The organism is Okeania sp. SIO2F4, assembly GCF_010672385.1.
In the GTDB taxonomy this organism is placed as follows: Bacteria; Cyanobacteriota; Cyanobacteriia; order Cyanobacteriales; family Microcoleaceae; genus Trichodesmium.
Genome location: NZ_JAAHGT010000865.1, coordinates 1 through 4,169, shown reverse-complemented (window position 1 = coordinate 4,169; position 4,169 = coordinate 1). Strand labels below are relative to the sequence as shown.

Annotated in this window: 2 protein-coding genes and 1 pseudogene; 2 read left to right on the top strand and 1 reads right to left on the bottom strand. The window is 34.5% G+C overall.

All coding sequences use genetic code 11. From position 1 onward, the window contains the following. The first annotated feature begins 576 nt into the window (after window positions 1–576). Window positions 577–1,149 carry a TerD family protein gene (locus F6K22_RS34080; protein ID WP_293108603.1) on the top strand — a complete coding sequence of 191 codons (573 nt, stop codon included), beginning with the start codon at window positions 577–579 and terminating at the stop codon, window positions 1,147–1,149. Window positions 1,150–1,422: 273 nt separating this feature from the next. Here F6K22_RS34080 and F6K22_RS34075 read toward each other — a convergent pair. Beyond that, window positions 1,423–2,442: pseudogene (locus F6K22_RS34075) on the bottom strand (IS701 family transposase). A gap of 301 nt (window positions 2,443–2,743) precedes the next feature. On the opposite strand from F6K22_RS34075, the gene F6K22_RS34070 reads away from it, so the two are divergent. Further along, window positions 2,744–3,523: a VWA domain-containing protein gene (locus tag F6K22_RS34070; protein WP_293108599.1), complete on the top strand. Its 780-nt coding sequence runs from the start codon at window positions 2,744–2,746 to the stop codon at window positions 3,521–3,523. The last annotated feature ends 646 nt before the right edge of the window (window positions 3,524–4,169 follow it).

Genomic DNA, 4,169 nt, shown 5'->3' with positions numbered 1-4,169 from the left:
AAAAATTTACCGAATAATTATTAATTAAATAATTCACCCTTTAAAGCCTCTCTTTTTTAGGGAGAGGTAATTATTAATTGTTAATTGTTATAGCGTTTCTCAAATTGGTGAGATACAGTTTTAGATACCCCCCCTGCCCCCCTTAAAAAGCTATCCCTTATAAGGAACTCCTGAAAACCTTGTGGGAGGGTGGGGAGAGGGGGAAGAGGGGAAAATAAGAATCTTCGGGTGCATTTCTCACTTCTTTATGTCTAATTCAATACACTTTTGTGAGAAAAAAGCCTTTCAAATGACTTATCCATAACTTCTATCTAATGTCTACGTTTTATGTTAAGAAAGATGTTTATAAAACATAGCTTAAAAAGGGGAGAGATTTCAAATTCCCCATTTTTAAGGGGGATTTAGTGGGATCGTAAATATACCTCATCTTTATGATAAATGCTATAATTGTTAATTGTTAATTGTTAATTGTTAATTGCTGAAAACTACATCCGAAGCGACTAGAACAGAATTGAAAATTAGCTATTACTTTTGGTGACTAATAACTGTGAACTGATAACTGAAAAAAGGTAAATTATGTCTATTAATCTCAGTAAAGGTGAAAGAGTAAATCTTTCCAAAGAATCTCCTAATTTAAAACAAGCTGGTATTGGGTTAGGATGGGATGTAAATACTACAGATACAGGTTCTGCATTTGACTTAGATGCTTCTGTATTCATGTTAGGAACTAATGGGAAAATTCCTACAGAAAAATACTTTGTTTTCTACAATAACTTAACATCACCAGATAGTTCTGTTAAACATTCAGGTGATAGTAGAACAGGAGAAGGTTCAGGAGATGATGAACTAATAGAAATAGATTTAACAAAAGTAGACCAAGCAATTCAAGAAATATTATTTGTAGTAACTATCCATGAAGCAGATGCTAGAAGACAAAACTTTGGACAAGTCAGAAATTCTTTTATTAGAATCTATGATATTACTACCGGAGAAGAAGTAGCTAAATATGAATTAGAAGAAGATTTTTCTAGAGAAACAGCTCTGGAATTTGGCAGACTTTATCGCAAAGATAATGATTGGAGATTCCAAGCTGTCGGACAAGGTTATAATTCTGGCTTGCAAGGATTTGTTGATAAATATGCTTCTTAGGTTAAGATTGTAGAGAAAATTAGGTAAGACTTTAGCAATTAATGAAGAATATTTTTTTATTTGCAGGACTTACGCCGTACTTCTATATATAGTGTTTAACTTGGTAATTAGTTGGAATATTACCACTATAAATTAGTATTATTGCGTAAGCCCTGATTTCATCAGGACTTACGCCGTACTTCTATATATAGCCCAGACAAATAAGGCGATATTCAACTGTAATTCTGTGCGATCGCTTAACTATCTATATTAAAAAGCTTCAGTTATTTAGAATTAAATGAGTTGAATTTTAATTGAAGGATATTTCAATTCTGACCCCAGATAATCTGATAACAATTCATGCTTAACTTGATAAATAGTTTTTCCTATTTTTACTGATAATCTTTTTAAAAAGTTCCACACTAACATGGCACAGGCTATATGATTTTTTTGAATTTTACCCAGACGACATTGGCAAAACTCTATACCTGTTAATTGCTTAAGTTCTCTGTGAAATTCTTCAATCTTCCATCTAGTTTGAGACTTCATATCTACAGCATCCACTGAAGATTGACTCAAATCATTAGTTGCAATATATTCCGTTCTATTGGTAGAAATAGTTGCCCGTATGGAGCTTGACTTTTTTATCTCAAAGGAATTCCTTTGACTTTAATTATTTTACCTGATATTTTTTATAATTTACTCCAATTTAATTCTTCTATATTTTTAGATTTCTCTATATCACCAGTATCATCTACGTGCGCGATTTATTTTTAAAGGACAGTAATAAATTTTTCCTAAGTTATCTACCAACGCCATTACTCTTTTGGTTGCATACCAACTGTCCATTAATACTGTTTGAAATGGTAATTTCTTCTTATTTACCACACTTAATATCATTTCTTCAACATTATCTATCTTGGTTTTTTTGTCTCCATCTAGGTCGTAAATTCGATAATCTATTATCCGCGCATTGCTCATTTTTTGGATTAAAATATATGCATTTTACTATTCCTATACCACAGACTACTTTATGCTCATTACCACTGTATTGTCGTCGAACCAACTCAATTTTATTACTATATTCCTTGTTAAGAACTGTATCATCAAATATTAAATAACCCTCCCTGTCAGTTACAATTTCACACGCGAACATTTCTCCATAAATCTTGTGCATCAAAGTTTTCAAATTTCAAATAACGATTTATCGTGTCATGGCTAATATTTTTCAGGTTATTGGCCAAAGACTGTGATAGTATAATTTGTATGAGAATTGAGTAAATAATGACAATAATTAATATAGTTAAAATTCATATTGTTAGCTCGCTCTTAACAACAATATAATTTTACAATAATTAGTCTATTTTAGCAAAATTTATTTACAATTAGCCACATTTACATACAGCTAAAATTAATTATATTACCGTATATTTGTAAAAACTTATGATAATTTTGTTGTTCAGGCGTTGGCGGAGCAAGTGCGGCAGCTATATCGCTATAATTTTTTAAGCGTTGGCGGAGCAAGTGCGGCAGCTATATCGTCTAAATAGGTAGACGCTATATATAGTGTATTTGCGTAAGCCCTGATTTAATAAAACTTAATCAGGTAAAAATTATGCCCATATCTATCGAAATCATTGAAAGAGATGCTCCCAGATTAATCGATCTTGCTAAAAAAGCAGATATTTCAATCCTCAAGGCAAATCTGACAAATCATCAGGCTAAAGTTGCACTTTGTCTAGATATTTCTGGCTCGATGTCCTTCCTTTATTCATCTGGCAAAATTCAAACTTTAGCAGAAAAAATATTAGCTCTAGGATGTCGGTTCGATAATAATGGTTCTATAGATATTTTTCTGTTTGGACAAAATCCTCATCGAGTAGGACAAATGACTTTAGCTAACTTCCAAGATTTTATTCCTAACATAGAAGAAGAATATCCTCTAGAAACAGGAACTTATTATGGCAAAGCCATAAAAATGATTAGAAATTTCTATTTTCCAGAAGGAAATGGCGATAGTAGAAATTCTCCTTTTGCTAAAGATGAACCCATTTATGTAATGTTTGTGACTGATGGGGCAACTTCTGATGAAGAGGAAACACAAAACCAGTTAAAATGGTCGTCTTTTGAGCCAATTTTTTGGCAGTTTATGGCTATTGGTAAGCCACGGAAAGATGTTTCAGGAGAAGGACTTTCGGGTTTTATTGGTAAAGCATTGGCTACTGATTTTAGCTTTCTGGAAAAACTTGATGAAATGAAGGGCTATACTGACAATGCAACTTTCTTTAATGTAGAAGACCCAGAAAGTATTTCCGATGACGAGCTTTACGATATATTGATGGCTGAATATCCTGCTTGGGTAAAGTTGGCTTATTCTAAACAGTTACTCAAATAGGAAATTTTGATTTTTAGTTAAATGTAACTTCCCATAGCGATCGCTCCTACTGAAAAACTAGAAAGGCGATCGCTATTCTAGTAGAATTCTATCGTTCCTTTAATTAGGTATATGTTGGGTTGATGTAGTCGATGGAGATATCGCTATCTCTCACCTCTACTACACGCACCGTACATGAGAGTTTCGCTCCTCATACGGCTCCTAATAACAAGGATTTCCAGGTTAGGTACGCATACTCCCTTCAACAACCTTTATTTCAAGGGTTCTAGGGTTTGACATAGAGGCGCAGGTGCATTCTGACCCGCAGGCCATCTACTTCTTGTTTATAGTGGGCACGGCTTCCACTTCACACCTTGGGCGCTAAATTTGGCCTTGTTCAGTTTCTGTTTCCCGCGCTCCCTTGTTACCTCCCCACATCTGCACATCCTAGAAATTACTCCAGGCTTGCTTCGCAGGGGTTTCCTTAGCCCTAAAAGACATCATTTGACATACTCTCCGGCTGTTAGGCACGGAGATTCTCCTGAAACCAGGATTCTTGGTTCAACGAGTCCACTTAAATTAAACACCTTGCGGCATCTGACCGGTGAGATGGTTCTCACGCCTGCGCGTTTGCTCTATTCCAAGATCCTGTTCCCGTATGCCCTAC